25 protein-coding genes and 3 tRNA genes are annotated in these 24,873 nt (G+C 31.8%); 8 read left to right on the forward strand and 20 right to left on the reverse strand.

The window, feature by feature from the left end:
- Nucleotides 1–42: 42 nt before the first annotated feature.
- The 18 genes from rpoB to I0K12_RS01800 form a co-directional block, all read right to left on the reverse strand.
- A complete protein-coding gene (gene rpoB, locus I0K12_RS01715) occupies nucleotides 43–3,858 on the reverse strand; it encodes a DNA-directed RNA polymerase subunit beta (protein WP_196885174.1) in 3,816 nt (1,271 codons plus the stop codon).
- A gap of 122 nt (nucleotides 3,859–3,980) precedes the next feature.
- Nucleotides 3,981–4,352, reverse strand: a complete 372-nt coding sequence (gene rplL, locus I0K12_RS01720) for a 50S ribosomal protein L7/L12 (RefSeq protein ID WP_196885175.1) — start codon at nucleotides 4,350–4,352, stop codon at nucleotides 3,981–3,983.
- A gap of 47 nt (nucleotides 4,353–4,399) precedes the next feature.
- Complete coding sequence (gene rplJ, locus I0K12_RS01725; RefSeq protein WP_196885176.1) at nucleotides 4,400–4,918, reverse strand: 50S ribosomal protein L10; 519 nt, start codon at nucleotides 4,916–4,918, stop codon at nucleotides 4,400–4,402.
- A gap of 22 nt (nucleotides 4,919–4,940) precedes the next feature.
- Complete coding sequence (gene rplA / locus I0K12_RS01730) at nucleotides 4,941–5,630, reverse strand: 50S ribosomal protein L1 (RefSeq protein ID WP_196885177.1); 690 nt, start codon at nucleotides 5,628–5,630, stop codon at nucleotides 4,941–4,943.
- Between the two features lie 15 nt (nucleotides 5,631–5,645).
- Nucleotides 5,646–6,089 carry a 50S ribosomal protein L11 gene (gene rplK, locus I0K12_RS01735; RefSeq protein WP_196885178.1) on the reverse strand — a complete coding sequence of 148 codons (444 nt, stop codon included), beginning with the start codon at nucleotides 6,087–6,089 and terminating at the stop codon, nucleotides 5,646–5,648.
- 72 nt (nucleotides 6,090–6,161) lie between these two features.
- The gene (gene nusG / locus I0K12_RS01740) at nucleotides 6,162–6,713 is read right to left on the reverse strand and encodes a transcription termination/antitermination protein NusG (protein ID WP_196885179.1); all 552 of its coding nucleotides are present in this window, start codon (nucleotides 6,711–6,713) and stop codon (nucleotides 6,162–6,164) included.
- Nucleotides 6,714–6,724: 11 nt separating this feature from the next.
- Nucleotides 6,725–6,913: a preprotein translocase subunit SecE gene (secE, locus tag I0K12_RS01745; RefSeq protein WP_196885180.1), complete on the reverse strand. Its 189-nt coding sequence runs from the start codon at nucleotides 6,911–6,913 to the stop codon at nucleotides 6,725–6,727.
- Between the two features lie 15 nt (nucleotides 6,914–6,928).
- Nucleotides 6,929–7,001 (reverse strand) — tRNA-Trp (locus I0K12_RS01750).
- 66 nt (nucleotides 7,002–7,067) lie between these two features.
- Nucleotides 7,068–8,252, reverse strand: coding sequence for an elongation factor Tu (gene tuf / locus I0K12_RS01755; protein WP_196885181.1), 1,185 nt, complete (start codon nucleotides 8,250–8,252; stop codon nucleotides 7,068–7,070).
- 97 nt (nucleotides 8,253–8,349) lie between these two features.
- Nucleotides 8,350–8,422: transfer RNA gene (locus I0K12_RS01760), tRNA-Gly, on the reverse strand.
- 40 nt (nucleotides 8,423–8,462) lie between these two features.
- Nucleotides 8,463–8,536: transfer RNA gene (locus I0K12_RS01765), tRNA-Thr, on the reverse strand.
- Between the two features lie 99 nt (nucleotides 8,537–8,635).
- On the reverse strand, nucleotides 8,636–8,941 hold the full coding sequence (gene hpf / locus I0K12_RS01770) for a ribosome hibernation-promoting factor, HPF/YfiA family (protein WP_196885182.1): 306 nt from the start codon (nucleotides 8,939–8,941) through the stop codon (nucleotides 8,636–8,638).
- A 4-nt stretch (nucleotides 8,942–8,945) separates the two neighbouring features.
- A complete protein-coding gene (locus I0K12_RS01775; protein ID WP_196885183.1) occupies nucleotides 8,946–9,833 on the reverse strand; it encodes a tyrosine-type recombinase/integrase in 888 nt (295 codons plus the stop codon).
- A gap of 109 nt (nucleotides 9,834–9,942) precedes the next feature.
- Nucleotides 9,943–10,140 carry a 30S ribosomal protein S21 gene (gene rpsU, locus I0K12_RS01780; protein ID WP_196885184.1) on the reverse strand — a complete coding sequence of 66 codons (198 nt, stop codon included), beginning with the start codon at nucleotides 10,138–10,140 and terminating at the stop codon, nucleotides 9,943–9,945.
- 197 nt (nucleotides 10,141–10,337) lie between these two features.
- Nucleotides 10,338–11,480 (reverse strand): acyl-CoA dehydrogenase family protein, encoded by a 1,143-nt coding sequence (locus I0K12_RS01785; protein ID WP_196885185.1) that lies wholly within the window; start codon nucleotides 11,478–11,480, stop codon nucleotides 10,338–10,340.
- A 60-nt stretch (nucleotides 11,481–11,540) separates the two neighbouring features.
- The gene (locus tag I0K12_RS01790; protein ID WP_196885186.1) at nucleotides 11,541–12,443 is read right to left on the reverse strand and encodes a ComEA family DNA-binding protein; all 903 of its coding nucleotides are present in this window, start codon (nucleotides 12,441–12,443) and stop codon (nucleotides 11,541–11,543) included.
- Between the two features lie 11 nt (nucleotides 12,444–12,454).
- Nucleotides 12,455–14,062 (reverse strand): alanine/glycine:cation symporter family protein, encoded by a 1,608-nt coding sequence (locus I0K12_RS01795; RefSeq protein ID WP_196885187.1) that lies wholly within the window; start codon nucleotides 14,060–14,062, stop codon nucleotides 12,455–12,457.
- A gap of 274 nt (nucleotides 14,063–14,336) precedes the next feature.
- Complete coding sequence (locus tag I0K12_RS01800; protein WP_196885188.1) at nucleotides 14,337–15,449, reverse strand: histidine decarboxylase; 1,113 nt, start codon at nucleotides 15,447–15,449, stop codon at nucleotides 14,337–14,339.
- 152 nt (nucleotides 15,450–15,601) lie between these two features.
- On the opposite strand from I0K12_RS01800, the gene I0K12_RS01805 reads away from it, so the two are divergent.
- From I0K12_RS01805 to I0K12_RS01825, 5 genes are all read left to right on the forward strand, one after another.
- Nucleotides 15,602–16,057, forward strand: a complete 456-nt coding sequence (locus I0K12_RS01805; RefSeq protein WP_196885189.1) for an Lrp/AsnC family transcriptional regulator — start codon at nucleotides 15,602–15,604, stop codon at nucleotides 16,055–16,057.
- Between the two features lie 53 nt (nucleotides 16,058–16,110).
- Nucleotides 16,111–17,121: a carboxypeptidase-like regulatory domain-containing protein gene (locus I0K12_RS01810; RefSeq protein WP_196885190.1), complete on the forward strand. Its 1,011-nt coding sequence runs from the start codon at nucleotides 16,111–16,113 to the stop codon at nucleotides 17,119–17,121.
- Nucleotides 17,122–17,189: 68 nt separating this feature from the next.
- Nucleotides 17,190–18,143, forward strand: coding sequence for a carboxypeptidase-like regulatory domain-containing protein (locus I0K12_RS01815; protein WP_196885191.1), 954 nt, complete (start codon nucleotides 17,190–17,192; stop codon nucleotides 18,141–18,143).
- A 19-nt stretch (nucleotides 18,144–18,162) separates the two neighbouring features.
- Nucleotides 18,163–18,351 (forward strand): carboxypeptidase-like regulatory domain-containing protein, encoded by a 189-nt coding sequence (locus I0K12_RS01820; protein WP_196885192.1) that lies wholly within the window; start codon nucleotides 18,163–18,165, stop codon nucleotides 18,349–18,351.
- Between the two features lie 75 nt (nucleotides 18,352–18,426).
- Nucleotides 18,427–19,158, forward strand: coding sequence for a hypothetical protein (locus I0K12_RS01825; RefSeq protein WP_196885193.1), 732 nt, complete (start codon nucleotides 18,427–18,429; stop codon nucleotides 19,156–19,158).
- 32 nt (nucleotides 19,159–19,190) lie between these two features.
- Here the strand turns inward: I0K12_RS01825 and I0K12_RS01830 are convergent, their stop codons facing one another.
- Complete coding sequence (locus I0K12_RS01830; protein ID WP_196885194.1) at nucleotides 19,191–20,468, reverse strand: DUF2851 family protein; 1,278 nt, start codon at nucleotides 20,466–20,468, stop codon at nucleotides 19,191–19,193.
- Between the two features lie 189 nt (nucleotides 20,469–20,657).
- Between I0K12_RS01830 and I0K12_RS01835 the strand changes: the two genes are divergently transcribed.
- The 3 genes from I0K12_RS01835 to I0K12_RS01845 all read left to right on the forward strand — a co-directional run bounded on the left by I0K12_RS01835 (nucleotide 20,658) and on the right by I0K12_RS01845 (nucleotide 23,848).
- Nucleotides 20,658–21,290 carry an NAD(P)H-dependent oxidoreductase gene (locus I0K12_RS01835; RefSeq protein ID WP_196885195.1) on the forward strand — a complete coding sequence of 211 codons (633 nt, stop codon included), beginning with the start codon at nucleotides 20,658–20,660 and terminating at the stop codon, nucleotides 21,288–21,290.
- A gap of 154 nt (nucleotides 21,291–21,444) precedes the next feature.
- Entirely contained in the window at nucleotides 21,445–22,320 is an 876-nt protein-coding gene (locus tag I0K12_RS01840) for an aldo/keto reductase (protein WP_196885196.1), read from the forward strand.
- Between the two features lie 466 nt (nucleotides 22,321–22,786).
- Nucleotides 22,787–23,848 (forward strand): AMP-binding protein, encoded by a 1,062-nt coding sequence (locus I0K12_RS01845; RefSeq protein ID WP_196885197.1) that lies wholly within the window; start codon nucleotides 22,787–22,789, stop codon nucleotides 23,846–23,848.
- Nucleotides 23,849–24,117: 269 nt separating this feature from the next.
- On the opposite strand, the gene I0K12_RS01850 is transcribed toward I0K12_RS01845, so the two are convergent.
- Entirely contained in the window at nucleotides 24,118–24,834 is a 717-nt protein-coding gene (locus I0K12_RS01850) for a YebC/PmpR family DNA-binding transcriptional regulator (RefSeq protein ID WP_196885198.1), read from the reverse strand.
- Between the last annotated feature and the right edge of the window lie 39 nt (nucleotides 24,835–24,873).

Genomic DNA, 24,873 nt, shown 5'->3' on the forward strand with positions numbered 1-24,873 from the left:
TGAGAGTATTATATTAATATAATACTCTCAATTATTTTAATATTATTCCTCTAGTCTAACGTCTAATCCAAGACCTTTAAGCTCATGCATTAATACATTGAACGATTCTGGAAGACCTGGTTCTGGCATTGTTTCACCTTTCACAATTGCTTCATAAGCTTTTGCTCTACCCATTACATCATCCGACTTAATAGTCAAGATTTCTCTAAGTGTAGAAGATGCTCCATAGGCTTCTAGAGCCCATACCTCCATCTCTCCAAAACGCTGACCTCCAAATTGTGCTTTACCTCCAAGTGGTTGTTGCGTAATTAGTGAGTAAGGACCAATAGAACGAGCATGCATTTTATCATCAATCATGTGACCTAGTTTAATCATATAGATTACTCCTACTGTCGCTGGTTGATCGAATCTTTCTCCTGTTCCTCCATCATATAAGTAAGAATGTCCATATTCTGGAATTCCTGCTTCACTAATGTATCCTGAGATTTGATCAATTGACGCACCATCAAAAATTGGTGTAGCATACTTTGTGTTAAGTTTTTGACCTGCCCATCCAAGTACTGTCTCGTAAATCTGTCCAATATTCATACGCGAAGGTACCCCTAATGGATTTAATACGATATCTACTGGTGTTCCATCTTCTAAGAATGGCATATCTTCTTGACGAACGATACGTGCAACAATACCTTTGTTTCCGTGACGTCCCGCCATTTTATCTCCAACTTTTAATTTACGTTTCTTAGCGATGTAAATCTTAGCTAGTTTTACGATTCCTGATGGTAATTCATCTCCAACAGAGATTGTAAATTTCTCTCTTCTTAAAGCTCCTTGTAAATCACTTACTTTAATTTTGTAATTGTGAACAAGTTCAACAACTAAGCTATTCAAATCTTCATCTGTTGTCCAAGCTCCCTTAGTTAAGTGCGTGTAATCTTGTACTGCATTTAACATTTTAAGAGTAAATTTCTTACCTCTTGGGAATACGTCTTCACCTAAATCATTTTGAACTCCTTGAGAAGTTTTCCCACTAATTAAAGAGAATAATTTTTCAATTAATACTTGTCTTAGTTCTTCAAACTTTCCAGTAAATTTCGCTTCTAATCTTGCGATATCTTCTTTATCTCTAGTTCTCTTCGACTTATCTTTAACAGCTCTCTTGAATAATTTCTTATCAATAACAACTCCTCTTAAAGATGGTGAAGCTTTTAATGAAGCATCTTTTACATCACCTGCTTTATCACCAAAGATCGCACGTAAAAGTTTCTCTTCTGGTGTTGGATCAGATTCTCCTTTTGGTGTAATTTTACCAATAAGAATATCTCCAGGCTTCACTTCAGCTCCAATACGAATCATACCATTTTCATCAAGATCTTTAGTAGCATCTTCACTTACATTTGGAATGTCATTTGTAAGTTCTTCCGCTCCTAATTTAGTATCTCTAACATCTAATGAATACTCATCGATATGAATTGAAGTAAAGATATCTTCTCTTACAACTCTTTCAGAAATTACAATCGCATCCTCGAAGTTATATCCTTTCCAAGGCATGAAGGCAACTTTCATATTTCTACCTAAAGCTAACTCTCCATTTTGCGTTGCATAACCTTCACAAAGTACTTGACCTTCTTCAACTCTATCACCTTTTCTTACAATAGGTTTTAAGTTAATTGAAGTACCTTGGTTAGTTTTTCTAAACTTAATTAAGTTATATTTTGTTATATCATTTTCAAAACTTACTAACTTTTCTTCTTCTGTCTTGTCATAGATAATGTGGATTTCATTTGAATCTACATATTCTACAACTCCATTTCCTTCTGCGTTAATAAGTACTCTTGAATCTTTTGCTACTCTGCGTTCTAATCCAGTTCCAACAATTGGTGCTTCAGGACGTAATAATGGTACTGCCTGACGCATCATGTTTGACCCCATTAAGGCACGGTTGGCATCATCATGCTCTAAGAATGGAATTAAAGAAGCTGAAATAGATGCAATCTGGTTTGGAGAAACATCCATATAGTGTACATCAGTTGGTTCAACTACAGGGAAATCTCCATTCTCACGAATAATTACTTTACTTTCAACAAAACTACCATCTTCATTTAAAGCAATATTCGACTGAGCGATTTTCATTCCTTCTTCCTCTTCTGCACTTAAATATTGTGGTGCTTCAGAGAAATCAACAATCCCATCATTAATTTTATGATAAGGTGTCTCAATGAATCCTAAATTATTTACTTTAGCATAAACAGCTAAAGAAGAAATTAATCCAATATTTGGTCCCTCAGGAGTTTCAATTGGACATAATCTTCCGTAATGTGTATAGTGAACGTCTCGCACCTCGAATCCAGCTCTTTCACGAGAAAGACCTCCAGGTCCTAAGGCAGATAAACGACGCTTATGAGTAATCTCTGCTAATGGATTTGTTTGATCCATGAACTGAGATAACTGGTTTGTTCCGAAGAACGAGTTAATTACAGAAGAAAGTGTTTTAGCATTAATTAAATCAATTGGAGTAAACACCTCATTGTCACGAACATTCATTCTTTCACGAATAGTTCTTGCCATACGAGATAATCCTACACCAAACTGAGCTGCTAATTGCTCACCTACCGTACGAACACGTCTATTTGATAAGTGATCAATATCATCAACTTCAGCTTTAGAGTTGATTAATTTAATTAAGTTTTTGATGATTGTAATGATATCTTCCTTAGTTAAAACTTTGATATCAATATCAACATCTAAACCTAATTTTGTATTCATTCTATAACGACCAACTTCCCCTAAATTATAACGTTGCTCAGAGAAGAATAATTTATCAATAATTCCCTTTGCAGTCTCATAATCTGGCGGTTCAGCGTTACGTAATTGTCTATAAATATGTTCAACAGCCTCTTTTTCAGAGTTTGTTGGATCTTTTTGAAGTGTATTGTGAATAATTGCATAATCTCCAGAGTCATTATCCTCTTTATGCAATAAAATTGTTTTTGTTCCAGCATCAACAATTTCGTCAATATGTTCTTTCTCTAAAATTGTATCACGATCGAAAATAATTTCGTTACGCTCAATTGATACAACCTCTCCAGTATCTTCATCTACGAAATCTTCATGCCAAGTTTTAAGCACACGAGCGGCTAATTTACGTCCTAAGACTTTCTTTAATCCACTCTTAGAAACCTTAATCTCTTCTGCAAGATCAAAAATTTCTAAAATATCTTTATCTCTTTCAAAACCAATAGCTCTGAAAAGAGTAGTTACAGGTAACTTTTTCTTACGATCGATGTAAGCATACATCACCTGATTAATATCTGTAGCAAATTCAATCCATGAACCTTTGAATGGAATAATTCTCGCAGAATAAAGTTTTGTTCCATTCGCGTGGAATGATTGACCGAAGAATACCCCCGGTGAACGGTGTAATTGAGAAACTACAACTCTTTCTGCTCCATTAATCACAAACGTACCACTATGTGTCATATAAGGAATAGTTCCTAAATAAACATCTTGTACGATTGTTTCAAAATCTTCGTGTTCAGGATCTGTACAATAAAGCTTAAGTCTAGCTTTAAGAGGTACACTATAGGTTAATCCTCTTTCAATACATTCTTGAATTGTATAACGAGGGGGGTCAACAAAATAGTCAAGAAACTCTAATACGAATTGATTTCGAGTATCTGTAATTGGAAAATTATCAGAGAAGGTTTTAAACAGTCCTTCATTACTTCTCACTTCAGCTTTCGTCTGTAATTGAAAGAAATCTTGGAATGACTTGATCTGAATATCTAAGAAATCTGGATATTCAGTAGTCAAATTAGCTGATGAAAAGTTTATTCTTTCAGTGCTATTTTTCGTTGCCAATGGACAAAGTGTTTTGATTAATATTTTGTTAAAATATAAGAACGAATATATACGCAAAATGGTTTAGGTCTAAAGGTTATTCACCCAAAGACCTAAACCTAAATGTCTTCTAGACTTAAATATTATTTAAGCTCAACTTCAGCTCCTGCTTCTTCTAATGATTTTTTAAGACCTTCAGCCTCATCTTTAGAAATTCCTTCTTTAACTGGAGCAGGTGTAGAATCAACTACTGCCTTAGCTTCTTTTAATCCTAATCCTGTTAATTCTTTAACTAATTTTACTACAGCTAATTTAGAACCTCCTGCTGCTTTTAAGATTACGTCAAATTCAGTTTTCTCTTCTGCTGCTTCAGCTCCTCCAGCTGGTCCAGCTACTGCTACAGCTGCTGCTGCAGGCTCAATTCCGTACTCCTCTTTTAAAATATCAGCTAACTCATTTACTTCTTTTACTGTTAAGTTAACAAGTTGTTCTGCGAAATCTTTTAAATCTGCCATTTTGTTTTGTTTTAAAAAAATTATTATTTAGTGTATTTGTGCTTTCTTTATTCTTTTTCAGATAAAGTCTTAAGAATACCTGAAAGTTTTGAACCTCCTGATTGTAATGCTGAAACAACATTCTTCGCTGGAGATTGTAATAATCCAATGATATCCGCAATAACTTCTTCCTTAGATTTGATGCTTACTAATGCGTCTAATTGATCATCACCAACATAAACTGCTTCTTCTACGTATGCACCTTTTAATAAAGGCTTTTCTGATTTCTTACGGAAATCTTTGATTACTTTTGCTGGAGCATTTCCAGTTTCAGAAATCATTAAAGAAGTACTTCCTTTTAAAGTAGTAGGTAATTCTCCAAAATCTTTTCCTGAATTTTCCATTGCTTTAGAAAGCAATGTATTTTTAACAACTGCCAATTGAACGTCAGCTTTAAAACAAGCTCTACGTAAATTTGAAGTATCTTGAGCATTCAATCCTGAAATATCTGCTAAATAAAAAATATTTCCTTCAGTTAATTGCGCTGTTAAATCTTCTATAATTGCTGATTTTTCTTCTCTAGTCATAATTAATGAGTTTTAACGAACATTAAACTGTTTTAGGATCAATTGCAACACCTGGACTCATAGTACTTGACATAGAGATACTCTTAATGTAAGTTCCTTTAGCTGCAGTTGGTTTTAATTTAATAATCGTTTGAATTAATTCATTTGCATTTTCAGTGATCTTTTGAGCATCAAAAGATGCTTTACCGATCGCAGCGTGAACGATTCCAGTTCTATCAACTTTAAAGTCAATTTTACCAGCCTTCACATCTTTAACTGCTTTTGCAATATCCATAGTTACTGTACCAGTCTTAGGGTTTGGCATTAAACCTCTAGGTCCTAAAATTCTACCTAATGGTCCTAATTTACCCATTACACTTGGCATAGTAATAATTACATCAACATCTGTCCAACCACCTTTGATTTTTTGTAAATATTCATCTAAACCAACGTAGTCAGCTCCTGCTTCTTTCGCATCTGCTTCTTTATCAGGAGTTACTAATGCTAATACTTTTACATCTTTTCCAGTTCCGTGAGGTAATGTTACAACCCCTCTAACCATTTGATTTGCCTTACGAGGATCAACTCCTAATCTTACAGCTAAATCTACAGATGCGTCAAAGTTTACATTTGTAATATCTTTTACTAATGCAGCAGCTTCTTCTAAACTGTATGCTTTTGTTGCATCAACTTTACTTACAGCTTCCTTTTGCTTTTTTGTTAATTTTGCCATCTCTAATAAATGTTATTAAGATTTTTGTGGAGCATCTCCAGTTACTGTTAGACCCATTGAACGAGCAGTTCCAGCAATCATAGACATTGCAGATTCGATAGTGAAAGCATTTAAATCTGCCATCTTATCTTCTGCGATAACTTTAATTTGATCCCATGAAACACTTGCTACTTTGTTACGGTTTGGCTCTCCAGAACCTTTTTTAATTTTTGCTGCTTCTAATAATTGTACTGCAGCTGGTGGAGTTTTAACAACGAAGTCAAATGATTTATCAGTGTAAACTGTAATTACAACTGGTAAAACTTTTCCTTGCTTATCTTGAGTTCTTGCATTAAACTGCTTACAGAACTCCATAATGTTAACTCCGGCAGCACCTAAAGCAGGTCCTACTGGTGGCGAAGGATTAGCTGCTCCTCCACGCACTTGTAATTTTACTACCTTACTTACTTCTTTTGCCATTTCTTAAAACTTTTGTGAGATATTACATATAGGTGGAAGCTGTCGTAATATCATTATTATTTAATGTAACAATTATGAAATTTTCTCTACTTGCATGTAGCTAAGCTCTAATGGTGTCTTTCTTCCGAAAATCTTAACCATTACCTTTAATTTACGCTTTTCTTCGTTAATCTCCTCAATAGTTCCATCAAAACCGTTGAAAGCTCCATCTGTAACCTTCACAATTTCTCCTACCATATAAGGGATCGCTACATTTTCGTTTTTAACAGATAATTCGTCTACTTTACCAAGTAGTCTATTAATTTCTGATTTACGCAAAGGCACAGGGTCTCCTCCTTTAGTTTCACCTAAAAAACCAATAACTCCTGGCACAGATTTGATAATATGAGGTATTTCTCCTGTAAGGTTTGCTTCAATCATTACATATCCTGGGAAATAAATTCTATCTTTATGAATTTTCTTTCCATTACGGACTTGAATGACCTTCTCTGTTGGAACTAAAACCTGGTCTATATAATCAGAAATCTCTAATCTAGAGATTTCATTTTCGATATAATTTTTGACCTTATTTTCTTGACCTCCAATTGCCCTAACAACATACCATTTTTTAACAGATTCAGTCATATCAATTTTAATTAAAATAGTTCGAAATATTTTTCTAAACCGAATTGAAAAACCTTATCAACAATAAAAACAGCAATCGCAAAGATTACTGTGAATATTGCTACTGTTACAGTAGACTTTTGAGCCTCAGACCAAGAGATCCAAGTAACTTCTGTATTAAGTTCTTCAAATGATTCTTTAATATATTTTACAATACTCATATTACATCATTTTTGCACGGGTAGAGAGACTCGAACTCACGACACCTGGTTTTGGAGACCAGTGCTCTACCAACTGAGCTATACCCGTATTTATAAAAGGTGCTTCGCTTTTATTATAAGGAAGCACCCTTATATTTATTTTTATATCTTATGATTATAAGATTTCAGTTACCTGACCTGCTCCTACTGTTCTTCCTCCTTCACGGATTGCGAAACGTAATCCTACGTTCATTGCAATCGGTTGAATTAAGTCAACATTGATAGTTAAGTTATCTCCTGGCATTACCATTTCAACTCCATCAGGTAAAGAAATATTTCCTGTTACATCAGTTGTACGTACGTAGAACTGTGGACGGTAGTTGTTGTGGAATGGAGTGTGACGTCCACCTTCTTCTTTCTTAAGGATATAAACCTCAGCTTTGAATTTATCGTGTGGAGTTACAGAACCTGGCTTACAGATTACCATTCCTCTTTTGATATCTTCTTTGTTAATACCTCTTAATAAGATACCTGCGTTATCTCCAGCCTCACCTCTATCTAAGATTTGACGGAACATTTCGATACCTGTAATAGTAGAAGTTAATTTCTCAGCTCCCATTCCAATGATATCAACAGCATCTCCTGTATTAGCAATTCCTGTCTCGATACGTCCTGTAGCTACAGTTCCACGACCAGTAATAGAGAATACATCCTCGATTGGCATTAAGAAATCTTTGTCAATCTCTCTTAATGGCTCCTCGATCCAAGCATCAACAGCATCCATTAATTGCATGATAGAATCAACCCATTTCTCGTCATTATTTAATCCACCTAATGCAGATCCTGGGATTACTGGAGTGTTATCACCATCATAGTCATAGAAGTCTAATAATTCTCTAACTTCCATTTCTACTAACTCTAATAACTCTTCATCATCAACCATATCCACTTTGTTTAAGAAAACAACCATACGTGGAATTCCAACCTGACGTCCTAATAAGATGTGCTCACGAGTTTGTGGCATTGGTCCATCTGTAGCAGCAACTACTAAGATAGCTCCATCCATTTGAGCAGCTCCAGTTACCATGTTCTTTACGTAATCGGCGTGACCTGGACAGTCAACGTGTGCATAGTGACGGTTAGCTGTTTGATATTCTACGTGAGAAGTGTTAATTGTAATACCTCTTTCTTTCTCTTCTGGAGCGTTATCGATTTGATCGAAATCTTGCTTCTCAGAAAGTCCTTTATTTGCTAATACTGTAGTAATAGCAGCAGTTAATGTAGTTTTACCGTGGTCAACGTGTCCGATAGTACCAATATTCAAGTGTGGTTTCGAACGATCAAAAGTTTCTTTTGCCATGATTACCTAGTTTTTATACTTAGTTATATATTAGTGTTCTTACTATTTTTATAACTCTTTAAATTCGTTAAAAATTTTTTAGATTAAGAAATCTTAGAGCGGGAGACCGGGTTCGAACCGGCGACATTCAGCTTGGAAGGCTGACGCTCTACCAACTGAGCTACTCCCGCTTATAATCTAAAATTATTTTTAACTATTTCAAAGATTTTGAGCCGATAGAGGGACTCGAACCCACGACCTGCTGATTACAAATCAGCTGCTCTAGCCAGCTGAGCTATATCGGCTTTTCGTTAGCTTCAAATATTTCGTTGTTGCTAACGGTTTGCAAATGTAATACGTTTTATGAATCCTGCAAACTTTTTTTCATTTTTTTTTGTTTTTTTTTACACGTGAGTTCCTCTTTGTCTCTCCTTATGCTTTTCTAACTGACGTTTCAACGCATCTACACAAAGCGCAGCTCCTTCCTCAAATGACTTAGATTGCTTTTTTACAATCATCTCATCACCAGGCACATTAACCTTAATTTCCGCTACCTTATTTTCCTTTTCGCTTGTTTGTTGAACCTTTAAAAATACTTCAGCATCTATAATTTTGTCATAAAATTTTTCTAATCCTTCAACTTTCTTTTCAATGAATGCTACTAAGTCTTTATCCGCATTGAAATTAACTGACTGAAATAATATTTTCATAATTCTAACTATTTTTTATGCTCCTTGGGTGAGCATGGTTATATAATTCTTTTAACTTTCCTAGACTAGTTTTTGTATATACTTGTGTCGACGCTAGACTAGCATGCCCCAATAATTCTTTTACAGAGTTCAAATCTGCTCCTTCGTTTAATAAATGTGTTGCAAACGAATGTCGAATAATATGTGGACTTTGTTTTAACTTCGAAGATACACCCCTAAAGTAACTATTTATCGTGCGATACACAAGCATTTCATACATTTTTTCACCTTTTTTTGTAATGAAAAGAAAAGTGTTTTTACTCGGTATTTTATTACGTTCTATTATATAAGCACTTAGCTTTTTCATGGTAGATTCGAATAATGGAATTATTCGCTCCTTATTTCGTTTTCCAAGTACTTTTATTTGTTTTAATGAAAAATCTATAGAATCGATGGTCAAATTAATTAATTCTGATCGTCGAATTCCTGTTACATATAAAAGTTCAATTAAAACATGATTTCGAAAACTCTCAAAATCGTTTTGGTCATAAGGCACAGAAAGTACTTCTTCTACCTCCTTTTTAGAAAAGGGTACTTGTACTTTTTTAGATACTTTTAAAGATTTATGTTTTGCAAGTGGATTTTCTGAAATCTGATTCGTTTTCAGTAAATATTTAAAATAAGCCTTCAGAGAGCTTATCTTTCTATTTGTAGTTCTATTTTCAACTCCAGTATTAACAATACTGACAATACAGAATCTTAATTCTGCATAACTAAGTTTTTTTAATTCTTGATTATATGTATTTGTTGCTATTTCTTGAAAATTTTTCAGATCATTTTCATAAGCAACTACTGTATGCAACGAATATTTTTTTTCGTGCTTTAGATAATCTATGAAAGGTTGAATACTCATAAATAAAAAAATCCGTTAGGAAAACAAAGATAGTATTTACCTTTATTATTCACTAACGGATTTTTTATATAAGTTTGTTAATATTCTAAAAATATCAAACTTTAAAATATTAAGCTTGCTCTTCTGCTGTTCTTAATCTTTGGACGTATTGAGCCTTGATGCTTTCTTTACGATTCGCAACTGATGGCTTCACGAAATGTTTACGAGCACGTAGATTTCTCATCGTTTTCGTACGGTCGAATTTTCTCTTGTAACGTTTTAACGCTCTGTCGATATTTTCTCCTTCTTTTATCGGGATGATTAACATATGTTTGCACCTCCTTTCATATCGTCTCCTTTAAGTTTAATTTTGAGAGTGCAAATATATAATTATTTTTTATTTTCAAGCTTAAATTATTATTTTTTTAAAACCTATTTTTAAACTCTATAAATCAAACTATTAAACATAAAAAAAGTACTTCTAAAAAAACAAGAAGTACTTCTATTTAATATTTTAACCTATGATTATGCGTTCAAAATTGTTCTTGAAATAACTAGTTTTTGAATTTCTGTAGTTCCTTCTCCAATAGTACATAATTTCGCATCACGGTAGAACTTCTCTACTGGGAAATCTTTTGTATATCCATATCCTCCATGAATTTGGATAGCTTCATTTGCAACTTTTACACAAACTTCTGAAGAATACATTTTTGCCATCGCTCCAATCTTTGTCATTCTTCTCCCTTCGTTCTTCATAAATGCCGCTTTATGAATTAATAACTCAGACGCTTCAATTTCTGTAGCCATATCCGCCAATTTGAATCCGATTGCTTGGAATTTTCCGATTGTTTTTCCGAACTGCTCTCTTTCGTTTGCATATTTTACAGCAGCTTCATAAGCTCCTTTTGCAATACCTAAAGAAAGTGCTCCAATTGAAATTCTTCCTCCATCTAACACTTTAAGCGCTTGAACGAATCCTTCTCCTTCATTTCCTAACATATTATCTTTATGAATACGACAGTTATCAAAGATCAATTCTGCTGTTTCAGAAGCTCTCATTCCTAATTTGTTCTCTTTTTTTCCAGAAGAGAATCCTGGTGTTCCTTTTTCAATAACAAAAGCAGACATTCCGTGAGAATCTCCTTTTTCTCCAGTTCTAGCAATTACTACAGCTACATCACCACTAATAGCGTGAGTAATGAAGTTTTTTGCTCCATTTAAAACATAATAATCTCCATCTTTCACAGCAGTAGTGTTCATTCCTCCTGCATCTGATCCTGTATTGTGCTCTGTTAATCCCCAAGCTCCAATCCACTCTGCAGTTGCTAATTTAGGTAGCCATCTTTTCTTTTGTTCTTCATTACCAAACTGTAAGATATGTCCTGTACAAAGTGAGTTATGTGCAGCAACAGATAATCCGATTGAAGAATCAACTTTTGAAATCTCTTCGATGATTCTTACATAATCATGATAATCTAATCCTGAACCTCCATATTCTTCTGGTACAAGTACACCCATGAATCCCATTTTTCCAAGTTCTTTAAATAATTCAACTGGAAAATGTTGAGCCTCGTCCCATTCCATTATATTTGGAGTAATGTGTTGCGCAGCAAAATCTCTTATCGATTGGGCAATCATTTCCTGCGTTTCCGTGTAATCAAAATTCATATATCTCTTTATTTTAATAAGTATTCTTATTTTAGAATTTATAACTCAATGGTAGAATTTTTATTGAGCATCCAAATATAACGCTATTCTATCAAATTTTTCAATAGGAAAACCCTCAATTTTCTTAAATTCTTCTATTGTATTAATTCTCAAAACAGATTCTCGATATTTTACTATCTTTTTTGTTAATTCGTAGTCAACATAGGGAATTTTTAAAATTTCTTTAAACGATGCGCCATTGACATCTATTTTCTGAATGGTAGGTTGTTCTAAAACTTGATAATATTCCAAAATATTCTCAACAACTTCAGGTCGGAGTCCCCAAACCTCGCTTAGTTGGTCATTATAACTATATCCTTGAATTTTGTTTTTATATGTCAAAATTCTTTCCGCCAACTTCTCTCCTATTCCATTGATCTTTTGTAATTCTTCTTTTGTAGCAGTATTAATTCCTTTAACGGTTAAAGAATTATTTTTTAAAGGCAAATTATTAGATTTTGTTTTAGAGTAAAAATCTTTCTTAGTGGTTTTAGATTTTTGTGTCCATTCAGGGAATTTAAAATGTTTTTCAAGTGCTATAAGTAAAGTATCATGAACTTGTGTTATTTCTTGAAATTCTTTAGCAGAATTTACAAACTTCCCTGTTTCTCGAAAATCCTGTAGTCTTTTTATTTCTTCTACAGACATTCCTAGTAAATATCCTTTATAGTCAGAAATAAAGTTTGGATTGAAAGGTTTAATCTGGTTTTTCTTTTCTTCTAATTCTTTTTCAGCAAGCTTTTGTAGAGAATCAATCTCTCTAATCATTTCTTTTTGTTCCTCTGTATATTCTGTTGTTTTTATTTCTTTCGTATATCTAAAAACAAATAAAAGTAATTGAACAAAAATGATTAGTATCAATAAATAAAAAATCCCATTTCGTTGGTTTTTATTATACCAGAAATGGGATTTTTTAAGTTTCATATTTTATCGTTTTACTTCTTTGAAATCGCTTTTTTATATTTAGCTAGTTCATCTCGTACTTTAGGTGATAAAATAATCAGACCAATAATATTCGGGAATACCATCGCAAAAATCATTGCATCTGAGAAATCAATCACTGCTCCTAATGTTGCTGCTGAACCAATTACTACGAATATAAGAAATATTATTTTATATGTAATATCTGAACCTTTACTTTTTCCAAATACGAATTTCCAAGCTTGTAATCCGTAGTAAGACCAAGATAACATCGTTGAAAATGCAAATAATACAACTGCAATAGTTAAGATAATAGAGAAGTGAGGAATTACAGCATCAAAAGCTTCAGATGTAATATCAACTCCACCTAAATGAGCTCCTGTGATATTCATAATTACATTATCATCTGCATCTAAATTACCATAAGTAAATAAATCATATTGTGCATTTGTGATAATTAATACTAAAGCAGTCATTGTACAAATGATTACTGTATCAATAAATGGCTCTAATAAAGCAACAATTCCTTCTGAAGCTGGAAAGTTTGTTTTTACTGCTGAGTGCGCAATTGCTGCAGATCCAACTCCTGCTTCATTTGAAAATGCTGAACGTTTAAACCCAACTATAAGTACTCCAACGAACCCACCAAATGCCGCACTTGGATTAAATGCTCCTTCTATAATTAATCCAAACGCCGTTGGTATTGCAGAAAAGTTCATCCCTAAAATTACTAAAGCAGCTAATACATAAATTCCTGCCATGAAAGGAACAACTTTCTCTGTTACAGCTCCAATTCTTTTGATTCCTCCAATAATCACGATACCTACTAAAACGGCCATGATAATTCCGAAATATAAAGAAGCATTCGGATATTCTTTAGGAGCTAAACCTAATAACTTCGTAAACTGAGATGCAGCTTGGTTAGCTTGGAACATGTTTCCTCCACCAAATGAACCTCCAATACACATTATTGCGAAGAAGAAACCTAATCCTTTTCCTAATTTACCAAATCCTTTTTCTTTTAATCCTTTTGTTAAATAATACATCGGTCCTCCATAAACAGAACCATCTGCATCAACATCACGATATTTTACACCCAAAGTACATTCTACAAACTTAGATGCCATACCTAAAAATCCTGCGATGATCATCCAAAATGTAGCTCCCGGTCCTCCTAATGCAATTGCAATCGCAACCCCACCAATATTTCCTAAACCTACTGTTGCAGAAAGTGCTGCTGTTAAAGCTTGGAAGTGAGAAACTTCTCCTTCTGCTTTTTCTCCTTTTGGAGCTTCTCCTTCTGGAGTTTGCGAATCAACATCATCATAATCTCCTTTAATTAGTTTTATAGCAGTTTTAATTAAAGTAAAGTTTGCTCCTTTAAAATATATTGTAAAGAAAATTGCCCCTAAAACCAAAATGATTAAAACAATAGGAATTCCTTTAATTTTCTCAGAAATATCTAGAGGTATTTGATAAAAAACAATGTCAGATACAGGCTTTGCAATTCCTTTAAACCATTCATTAATTTTATCTGCTGTGGACGGCTCTTTTGTAACCTCCTGCGAAAAAGCAAAAAAAGGTGCAAAAATTGCAAGTATTAGTAGAAATTTTTCCTTCATAATTCTATAAATAATGTGTATTTTAAATTTTTGAAGCACGCAATATCTTAAAAAAATGAAGTAGGGACAAATTTTTTGTTGTTAAAATATTAATGTATGTTAAATAATTAGATAATATACAATTTACATATCATTTAATCATTTCATTTTACATTATTCGCAAAGCAATTTTCTTTTAAAAAAGTTAATAAGTTAAAATTTTCTTAAAACCTAGAAAATAACTCTACTCCAAAACTTTAAAATTGAAACTTTCGGAGTAGAGCAAAAACTAATATTATTTCATATTCTCAATATCAGATATAAAAGTGTCTATTTGTTCTTTTGTTACGTTTGGCATACAAATAATATGTGATTGTCCTTTTTCTGTTGCTAATTGCCATTTTTCGCAAACTGATTCTTGTGGTGATGGGAAAACTACTGTAATCGCATTCGTATTTCTCCAAGCTTTGATACCAATTTCATTTAACCGATCACAAGCATATTCTGCAATTTTCAAACTATGAATCGTACGATCTTCAAAACCTTCTAATCCTAATTTCTTAATCGCATACCAAATAAATAAAGGACTATGTCCATTTCTCGATCCTGTAATCGTAGCATCCGAGCTTCCGATATAAGCGATATTTCTTGCAATTCTATCTCTATTTTCTTTTCGAACAATTACAACTCCACAAGGAATTGGTGAACCAATAAATTTATGTCCACTCACAGAAATACTATCTACTCCATCTACAAAATCAAAATGAGGGCGTGGATAAATAAAAGGTGCAAAACCTCCAGCTAAAGCAGCATCTCCATGAATATAATGTTTCTGAATTGCTAACTCTTCCATCATTCCTTTGATGATTTTTGTATCATCTTTTGCTTCTGTCATTGTAGTTCCAATATTTGCTACCACAATTGCCGGACGATGTCTATTATATTGTAACATATTTCTCAAATCTTCATAATCGATTTCTCCATTTTCTTGAGATTTGATGATAACATAATCAATATTTAATAATGTTACGTTTTTCTGTACACTATAGTGTGTGTCTTCAGAGAAATAAACAATTCCTTTCGGATACAATTCTCTTGCAAGATATAGTCCATAAAGATTTCCTTCCGAACCTCCATTCGTTACATATCCCCAAGAATTTTCTGGTTTTATACGAAATAATTCTGCGAAAAAACGAACTACTTCTCTCTCCATTGCTCTAGAATCTACTTTGTAAGTTGATTTTCCAAAAGGATCTCCAATATTATTCATCGGAAATTGTAGGAAAGGTAATAACTCCGAATAATCGAAATCTTTTGAAACTGGATAACCAATAAAGTTCTCCGTAGTTTCATTTATTTCTTTATATAACTCAGATAACTGATTTTTAACTTCTTTCTGCTCCAACATCTCAGATTAATTTTCTGCAAATTTAACCCAAATAGATTTTTAACTAAAATTATTGTTATTTTTAAGAATATAAACCTATGCAATCGACTTTAAACAGAATTTAATTACTTTTACAATTCTAAATATTCTTAAAAAACAGAAAATAAATCTACATGGACGCTATTGATAAAAAAATATTGATGCTTTTACAAGAAAATGCAAAACTAAATAGTAAAGAAATTGCTAATAAAATCGGGCTTTCTACGACTCCAACCTATGAAAGAATTAAACGTCTAGAAAAGAATGGTTTCATTAAAAAATACATCGCAATCGTAGATAAAAAGCTAATTGGAAAAAAATTGGAAGTTTTTTGTCAAGTTTCTTTACAACAACATTCAAAAAGATTTTTAGAAGTATTTGAAAGAGAAATTCGAAAAATTTCGTACGTAATGGAATGTTATCATATTGCTGGAAATTACGATTATCTTTTAAAATTAATTGTTTCGGATATGGAAGAATACCAACAATTCATTATGATTCATTTGGCTTCCATCGAAAATATTTCTAATGTTCAAAGTTCCTTTGTTCTAACTGAAATAAAAAATGATTTAAAGTTTGAATTAGAGTAGTTTGCATCTTGATTTTCTTCTCAATTTTAATTATACTTGTAAAAAAAATTGAGATGAAAAATTTGCTATTCCTTCTTTTCAGTTATTTTGTTTCTTTTATTTCATTTGGTCAAAATATTACAGGTTTTGTTTATGATGCTAAAACCAAAAATCCGATAGAAAGTGCGACAGCATATTTTGACGGAACTACTATGGGAGACGCTACAGACGAAAACGGTTATTTTGAAATACCAAATGCTTTTTCGGTGGAATCTGTGATGATTATTTCCATTCTTGGTTATGAAACACAATATATTCCTTTCGAAAATATTCAAAAAGAAATGAAAATATATCTAAACGAATCTTCTTTTGATTTGGAAGAAGTGAGTTTGGATGCAGATAATATGTCTAGAGAAGAAAAAATGAAATACTTCAAAAAAGAGTTTTTGGGTAAAAATTTTGAATCTTCTTCGCTTCAAATATTAAATGAAAAAAAAATAATTCTACGTTATTTTTCAGAGGATAATACTATTTCTGCTTCTTGCCCTGAAGCTTTAGTTATCAAAAACGATATTCTTGGCTATAATATCAGCTATAATTTGATTTCTTTCGATATTCAATTAGAAAATGGCTATAAAGGGAAAAAATATATCAAATCTGTTCTGTTTACAGGTACTTCTTACTTTTCTAACATTGAAAATTTAAAGAAAAAACATCTTAAAAAAAGAAAAAAAGCATATTTAGGTTCTAGACTTCATTTCCTTCGAAGTTTGGTTCGTGGTGATTTTGTAGAACATAAATTTAATTTTATCCATAACGGATTTACTTTTAAAAATCCTGAAAACTTTATTCAAAAAAAGCAACAAACAGAAGAAGCAACGATTTTTGAACTTCAAGAGAAAAGAATTGCTATTCTCTATAATAATGACAAACAATCTGTCCTAGAAATTCGCGAAAAAGACAAAACATTCTCTGTAGATTCTTTTGGAAATATTTCACCTCCTAATAAGGTTCTTTTTGGTGGTGAAATGAGTTTTAAGCGAATTGGAGAAATGTTACCTCTCGATTATCAACTAGAAAATTAATTTTTAAAACCAAAATACTATGAAAAAAATCTTATTTCTTACATTTTTTATTATTTGCAAAAGTAATTTTGGCTCAAACATTCTCTGGTTATGTTTTAGATAAAAAAACTAAAAAACCAATTGAAAACGTAACTGTATATTTTACAGGAACTACTCTAGGAGATGCCACCGACGAAAATGGTTATTATGAAATCGATAATAAATTTTCGGTAAAAGCAAATCTGCTTGTTTCTGTTATGGGTTATCAAAAAGTGTTGATTGAGCAAAAAAACATCAAACCTGTAATGAAAATTTATCTTGAAGAAGAAATCGAAACTAATGAAGCCGTAACAATCAATGCTGTAAAAGTCAAAAGAGATCATACATTGAGAATTTTCAAAGAAGAATTTCTTGGTAAACATCATGATTCTCCTTACTTAAAAATCTTAAATGAGCATAAAATCAAATTTAATATCACCAGTGATTCTACTTTGATAGCAAGATGTGATGAACCAATCATCATCGAAAACAAAAGACTTGGTTATAAAATGAAGTATGATTTAATCACTTTTGAAGCTAAACTTTACCTTCGAAGATATCCTTATAATGTGGGATCTGTAAACTTTGCAGGTTTTTGTTTTTTTAATGATTTGAAAAATTTAAAGAAAAAACATTTTAAAAGAAGACGCGAAGCTTATTTAGGTTCTAAACTTCATTTCTTCCGAAGTTTGGTTCGTGGTGATTTTGAAGAACATAAATTTAATTTTACCCATAACGGAATTACTTTTAAAAATCCTGAAAACTTCATTCAAAAAAAGCAACGTACAGAAGAAACAACGGTTTTTGAACTTCAAGAGGAAACAATTGCTGTTCTCTATAATAATGACAAACAATCTATCCTAGAAATTCGTGAAAAAGACAAAACATTCTCTGTAGATTCTTTTGGAAATATTTCTCCTCCTAATAAGGTTCTTTTTGGTGGTGAAATGAGTTTTAAGCGAGTTGGAGAAATGTTGCCTCTCGATTTTCAACTAGAAAATTAATTTTTAAAACCAAAATACTATGAAAAAAATCTTATTTCTTACTTATTTACTATTTGCAAAAGTGATTTTTGCTCAAACATTCTCTGGTTATGTTTTAGATAAAAAAACTAAAAAACCAATTGAAAACGTAACTGTATATTTTACAGGAACTACACTAGGAGATGCCACTGACGAAAATGGTTATTATAAAATCAATAATAAATTTTAGGTAAAAGCAGATCTGCTTGTTTCTGTTTTGGGTTATCAAAAAGTGTTGATTGAGCAAAAAAACATCAAACCTGTGATGAAAATTTATCTTGAAGAAGAAATTGAAACTATTGGAACTGTAACAATCAATGCTGTGAAAGTGAAAAGAGATCATACATTGAGAATTTTCAAAGAAGAGTTTCTTGGTAAACATCATGATTCTCCTTACTTAAAAATCTTAAATGAGCATAAAATCAAATTTAATATCACTAGCGATTCTACTTTGATAGCAAGATGTGATGAACCAATCATCATCGAAAACAAAAGACTTGGTTATAAAATGAAGTATGATTTAATCACTTTTGAAGCTAAACTTTACCTTCGAACATATCCTTATAAAGCGGAATCTGTACATTTTGCTGGTTTTTGTTTTTTTAATGATTTGAAAAATTTAAAGAAAAAACATTTTAAAAGAAGACGCGAAGCTTATTTAGGTTCAAGTAAACATTTCATCAAAAGTCTTTATAATAATACTTTGGAACTAAACAAGTATCATATAATGCTAAACGAAAGTGGAAAAATTGAAAGTCTTTACACTTTAGTCGAACAAAGTAAAAATGAAAAAACTTACAAAATGCTGATTCCACGAGTTTACCTACATTATAATAGAGAGTTTTGTTCTAGTTTTGAGTTAAATGAAGATGGGCAAGATACTTTTACTATTGATAAATTCGGTAATATTTCTCCAGCTGGTAGAATTCTTTTTACTGGCGAACTTGGTGCGAAACGTATGGGAGAAGCTCTTCCTGATGATTATCAATTTCAATAAAAACATAAAAGTTCGGAAATTTCCGAACTTTTTTATTTTCCACGAATCAGAGAATCTCCAATTTGACAATGTAAACATCGCTGATTTTCGCAATAGTAGTTTTTAAGCTGAATCAAAGCTTGAGATTCATAAGAGTTTTCAGAATCTACATTTAAATCTTCGAACTTAGAAATAATTCGATTTTTCTCCGCTTTTATACCTTTTGCCAAACGTAATATTTCATCTTCATCAAATTTCCCTACATGATTTAAATACACAAATCTGAAAGGAATCACAGTATTAATAAGGAGTAAATCAATAAAAGCCTTAGTTAGTTTTTTCGATTGAGATTTCGAACTTTCTGTTTTAAAAGTATAATGTGATTTCCAATAAGCAGAAGTTTCTACCGTAAAAATATTATAATATTCTTCAATTTCTGTAAAATCCATCAATTTTGAAAAAAGGTTTTGCTCTCGATGATAAAGGTTTGCTAACTGCGAAAGTCGAATTGTAGGAAAATTAACTGGACGCAATCTGAAAAATTTCACTTGTCCTTCAAAAATTGGTTGAATTCCATATTTCGTTCTCAGATAAGCATATTCTTTTTGCATCTTTTTATAAGTAACATCTTCAATTGGTTCATTCAACATTCCTGCTTGTCCAAATAATAAAGACTCTAAAGATTCCAACTTTGCACTTTCTTTTCTTAAAATAGAAAAATCAAAAGAGTTTGCTAAGTTCAAAAAAGCATCTGCATTGGCTTTTAAACCAAAATTCTTTGCCAACATTTTAAACAAAACTGCTTCCCAATCAAATTTTGTTTTTTCTAAATATTCTCGAATTACAAATGATTTTTGCTCCAATCGTTCGAAATACAATCTTTCTAACCAATTTGAAAAAGTAAAATTTGAAACTGAAGAAATTTCATTTTCACAAACAATCCATTTATCTCGATGAAACTGAATTTTATTATAATTCTCTAACAACTCCTTCCCTACCAAATCTTTCAATTCTAAAGTTGGAATTTTCGAATTATTTTCTCTAAATATTTCCGAGTCATGATTCCAGACAACATGCAGAATTACATTATCGTAACTAGAATCTGTTTCATGGTTATGCGCATACCAATCCGAAGAATTCAAATGAATCTCAACATTTCCTGCCCAAAGCTGTTCATCAATATGAAGTTTTGCATTAAAAAAATCTGGTCCACTATCGTAGTTTTGTGTCCCAACATATTCTATTTTTATTTTTTCCTTTTCAGTTGTTTCTAAAGAAAGTGCATTAAACAACTTGTATTTCCAGACATAATGTAAAAAATCTTCCTTCATAGAATTGATTTTAGATTTTTGAAGATACAAATTTTTATTTTAAACACTGAAATACAATAACTTAAAACCCGTAGACTTAAATAATTTTACTATTATTTTCAAAAATTATAGTTTCATAAGTAAATTCAATAAAAAACTACTACTCTCCTACTGTTTTTACTATATTTTTGAGCTTCAAAAGAGATAATTATGCACATTATTGAAAGTTTACAATGGCGTTATGCAACTAAAAAATTTGACGCTACTAAAAAACTAACTTCAGAGCAAATCGAAGTATTAAAAAACGCTTTTAGCCTTACAGCTACTTCTTTTGGTTTACAGCCAATCAAATTAGTTGTAATCGAAAATAAAGAAATCAGAGAATCTTTAGTAGAACATAGTTTTAATCAAAGACAAGTTGCGGATGCTTCGCATTTATTAGTGATTTGTATTCAAGATGATTTTACTACAGAAGATATCGAGAAATATTTCTCATTAGTAAAAGATGTTCGCCAAACTCCAGACGAGATTTTAAATCCTTTTAAAGATTATTTAGTTGATACTTTTTCTTCTAAAACAAAAGAGGACATGCATACTTCATTTAAAAACCAAGCTTATATCGCTTTAGGAAATCTTTTAAATGTTTGTGCTGTTGAGAAAATCGATTCTTGTCCGATGGAAGGATTTAACCCAGAAAAATATGATGAAGTTTTAGATTTAAAATCACATAATTTAAAATCTGCACTTATTTTACCAGTAGGTCACAGAGCAGAAGATGACTTCATGAAAGACTTAAAGAAAGTTCGCAAACCACTTGATAAATCAATTATTGAAATTAAATAAGTATTGTATTTTTTATAATTGAATTTTTTGTAAGAAAAGACTGTCTTGAAAAAGGCGGTCTTTTTTATAGAATTAATTCATAAACCTTTATTTTTTTCAAGATTATCCAAATCAAGAATTTAGTATCTTTAATAGACTCTAAATCAAAAGAATTATGGATAGCAAGAATTTTTCTTTGAATAATGGTATAGAAATTCCTTCGGTAGCAACAGGAACTTGGAAACTAGAAGAAAATCAATTAGAAGATATTTTTGAAATAGCATACGATGCTGGTTATCGACATATTGATGCAGCTACAATTTATAAGAATGAAGATGCAGTTGGACAAGCTTTGAAGGCGTTACAACTTCCAAGAAAAGAAATGTTTTTGACTACAAAACTTTGGAATACCAATCAAACTTTTGAGGATACTCTGAAAGCTTTTGAACAATCTTTGCAAAATTTACAAACCGATTATATTGACCTTTACCTCATCCATTGGCCAGGTAGCTACGAAAGAATTCTAGAAGTTTGGCGTGCTATGGAGTATTTATATCACGAAGGAAGAATTCGCGCAATTGGTGTTTCCAATTTTAATGTGCATCATATCGACTTACTTTTAAAACATACTTCTATAAAACCTACCGTAAACCAAGTCGAATGTCATCCATATTATCAAAATGCTTTCTTGAACGAATATTGTCAAAAACATGAAATTTTACTTTCTGCCTATGCTCCACTGATGAGTTGGAATGTAAAAGAATTGATTCAAAACGAAACTTTAATTGATTTAGGAAAAAAATATCAAAAAACTCCAGCTCAAATTGCACTTCGTTGGATGATTCAAAGAGAAATTATTGTCATTCCTCGTTCCAAAAATCCAAAAAGAATTGTAGAAAACATTCGTATTTTCGATTTCGAACTTTCAGAAGAAGATATGTATCGAATTCGTTGCGAAAACCGTGGATTGAGATATTTCACAGAACCAGATAACATGGATTTTGGTTTTCTTGAAGACACAAATGGAGGAAGTAACGGACCAAAAAATTAGATTTTTAATTTTCTTAATTTGGAGCTTCCCATTTTTCTTCGTTTCCAAAAAACTCAGAAAAAGGTCGGGCTTTCCGCTATATCTTTTTTGCCAAAGCAACTTGATGAAGAAAAGCAAAAAAGGATACCGCTACAATCCCTAAGCCGAAGATTCTGCTATTAAGGATAGTTTTGGAGTGATCTATTTTTCTTTTTCACTAGCGCGAGTTTGCAAACGTGATGACACAAATACTAGAAACAATGGGCACACTTTACAAAAGTGCGCCAGAGTATGAAGTCGAAGCCCCGAATAAAAAACTCAAAAAATCTAAATATATCCAAATACAACAATCCGATTTTGACTCCGCTCAATCTCCGAAATAAAATAAGGTGGCTGAGCGAAGCCGAAATCCCGACTTTCTAACAACAAACTTTTAAATAATAAAACAACTCTTTTTATCTTTGAAGAAATTTCAAAAAAACGATTTATGTTTTCACCTTTCGATTTACAATTCAAAATTCAAGGAAAACAATTTGATTCTGTAGAAGAACTTTTACATTTCTCAGAAACCTTACCAAAAGATGTTTCTCAATTTCTACAAAACTGGTTTGATTCTTCAGATACGATTACTGTAAAAACTTCTGGTTCTACAGGAGCTCCGAAACTAATTTCTTTGAAAAAAGAACAAATGATTGAAAGTGCGAAAGCAACAGGACTTTTTTTTGATTTACAAAAAGACACTAAAGCCCTTCTAAATCTTTCCGCAGATTATATTGCTGGAAAAATGATGTTGGTTCGCACTATGGTTTTAGGTTGGCATTTGACAATAGTTTCTCCTGAATCAAATCCCTTGAAAAATTTATCGGAAACTTTTGATTTCGGAGCGATGGTTCCATTACAACTTCATGAAAGTTTGAATGAAATTTCTCAAATTAAAAAAATCATTATTGGCGGTGGAGCAGTATCTCCGGAATTACAGAAAAAAATCCAAAATGTCTCTTCTGAAATTTATGCTACTTACGGAATGACGGAAACCATTACGCATATTGCAGCAAAGAAATTAAACCATATTCAAACAAAAGAAGATTCTTATTATCAAATTTTGCCAAATATTTCCATTTCAAAAGACGAAAGAGATTGTTTGGTAATTGATGCTTCAAAAATATCTGATGAAAAAGTAATTACAAATGACCTTGTAAACATCATTGACGAAAAACATTTCGAATGGTTAGGAAGATTTGATTCTGTAATAAATAGCGGAGGAATAAAGTTGATTCCAGAACAAATTGAAGCAAAACTATCTGAAATAATAGAGTCTCGATTTTTTGTTTCAGGAATTTTAGATGAAAAACTTGGAGAGAAATTAGTTTTAATCATCGAAGGAAAAAAAACAGAAAAATTGGAATCTGAAATTTTAAACAAAATCAAAAGTTCAGATTCTTTAAACAAATTTGAAAAACCAAAAGAAATCTATTTTATAGAAAAATTTGTAGAAACAGAAACAAAAAAAATCCAACGAAAAAGAACGTTGGATTTAGGTAACATTTAGTAATTTGAATTTAAATCAATTTCAATTAATTTAAAACAAAGATTATTCCAAAATTTTGGTTTTATGTTAAAATGATATTTTATTCATTAAACATTATCATGTAAAACTTTATAAGAAAGACTTATTTAATCTAAAACACACCCCTAGCCCCTCTCGAGAGGGGGAATTTGATAATCTTTATATTTAAAACATAATAAAGTCTAACAAGTTTATATATAAAAAAATCTCCTCGATTTGAGGAGATTTTTTTAGTTTTTATGTGAAAGTTTTTACATTTCCATTGAGTGATATACATTTTGTACATCATCATCATCTTCTAATTTTTCTAAAAGCTTTTCAACTTCTGCTTGTTGCTCTTCAGATAACTTTTTAGTTGTTGTAGGAATTCTTTCAAATCCAGAAGAAATAATTTCGATTTCATTTTCCTCTAAATATTTCTGAATTGCTCCAAATTTCTCGAAAGGTGCGTAAATTAATACTCCATCCTCATCAGCAAAAACTTCTTCTACATCAAAATCAATAACTTCTAATTCGAACTCTTCTAAATCCATTTTGATATCTTCAGCTTTCACACGGAAATTACAAGTGTGATCAAACATAAAGATTACCGAACCAGAAGTTCCAAAAGTTCCGTTACATTTATTAAATGCAGCACGAACATTTGCTACTGTTCTGTTGTTGTTATCTGTTGCAGTTTCTACAACGATTGCAATTCCATGAGGAGCATATCCTTCAAAAAGAACTTCCTTATAGTTTGCAGTATCTTTGTCTGTTGCTTTCTTAATTGCACGTTCTACATTATCCTTAGGCATGTTTGCAGCCTTAGCATTTTGCATCACGGCTCTTAAACGAGAATTTGTTTCTGGATTTGGTCCTCCTTCTTTTACCGCCATTACGATATCTTTACCGATTCTTGTAAAAGTCTTAGCCATTGCAGACCAACGTTTCATTTTTCTTGCTTTTCTAAATTCAAATGCTCTTCCCATTTCTAAGTATGTAGTTTATGTAAAACAGTTATTCTTAAA

This window comes from Aureivirga sp. CE67 (assembly GCF_015767245.1).
GTDB lineage: Bacteria > Bacteroidota > Bacteroidia > Flavobacteriales > Flavobacteriaceae > Aureivirga.